The organism is Streptomyces sp. SID3212, from assembly GCF_009865405.1.
Lineage (GTDB): Bacteria > Actinomycetota > Actinomycetes > Streptomycetales > Streptomycetaceae > Streptomyces.
The window spans coordinates 1-1,301 of record NZ_WWJY01000815.1; the positions used below are offsets into that span (position 1 = coordinate 1).

At 74.1% G+C, this 1,301-nt stretch carries 1 protein-coding gene; it reads left to right on the top strand.

Annotated features, from left to right (window positions below):
- The first annotated feature begins 114 nt into the window (after positions 1 to 114).
- Positions 115 to 1,275, top strand: a complete 1,161-nt coding sequence (locus GT042_RS24690) for a nucleotide pyrophosphatase/phosphodiesterase family protein (RefSeq protein ID WP_161310928.1) — start codon at positions 115 to 117, stop codon at positions 1,273 to 1,275.
- Positions 1,276 to 1,301: the final 26 nt, after the last annotated feature.

Genomic DNA, 1,301 nt, shown 5'->3' on the forward strand with positions numbered 1-1,301 from the left:
CCCCGGCAGCCGCCGACGCCGACCCCGCAGACCGGCTCCCGGCCCGTACCGGCGCACACCCCCGTACCGGCGCACACCCCTGCCACGGTCCGCTGGCCGGACGACCCGCTCCCGCTGGCCCTCGGCACCGCCCCCGTACCGGAGTACGGCAGCGGTTCCCTCGCCGACCTGCTCCCCACCCTCGCCGCCGGACAGGGCGTACCGAACCTGACCGCGGCGATCCCCGAACTCACCCCCGCCGACCGCAACTGCGTCTTCCTGATCGACGGCCTCGGCTGGGAGCAGATCAAGGCCCACGCCGCCGAAGCGCCGTACCTGACCTCCCTGCTCGGCACCTCCCGGGGCTCCACGGGACGGCCGATCACCGCCGGGTTCCCCGCCACCACCGCGACCTCCCTCGCCTCCGTCGGCACCGGCCTGCCGCCCGGCGCGCACGGCCTGCCCGGCTACACCGTCCGCGACCCCGCTACGGGCGCGCTGATGAACCAGCTCCGCTGGCAGCCCTGGACCGCGCCGCACGTCTGGCAGCCGTACCCGACGGTCTTCCAGCTCGCCGACGCAGCCGGCGTGCACACGGCCCAGGTGTCGTCCCCGACGTTCCGGAACACCCCGCTCACCCAGGTCGCGCTGAGCGGAGGCACGTTCCACGGCCGGCTCACCGGCGAGGACCGGATGGACCTCGCCGCCGCCCAACTCGCCGCCGCCGACCGGTCGCTGGTCTACACGTACTACAGCGAGGTCGACGGCAAGGGCCACCGCTTCGGCGTCGACTCCGACGCCTGGCGCGGGCAGTTGATGTACGTCGACCGGCTCGTCCAGCGCCTCGCCGAGCAACTCCCGCCCCGCGCCGCGCTCTACGTCACCGCCGACCACGGCATGATCGACATCCCCTTCGACGAGGAGTCGCGCATCGACTTCGACGAGGACTGGGAGCTGCGCGCCGGGGTCGCCCTGCTGGGCGGAGAGGGCCGCGCCCGTCACGTGTACGCCGTCCCGGGCGCCGAGGCCGACGTCCTGACCGTGTGGCGCGAGGTGATCGGCGACCGCTTCTGGGTGGCGAGCCGCGACGAGGCCGTCGAGGCGGGCTGGTTCGGCCCGCCGGGCACGGTGGAGGAGCGGGTGTACGGCAGGATCGGCGACGTGGTCGCGGCGGCCCACGCCGACGTCGTGATCACCGCCTCGGTGAAGGAGCCCCACGAGTCCGCGATGGTCGGGATGCACGGCTCGATGACCCCCGTCGAACAGCTCGTCCCCCTCCTCGAAGTACGCTCCTAGGGCGTGTCCGCGAAGTGGGGTCTGGC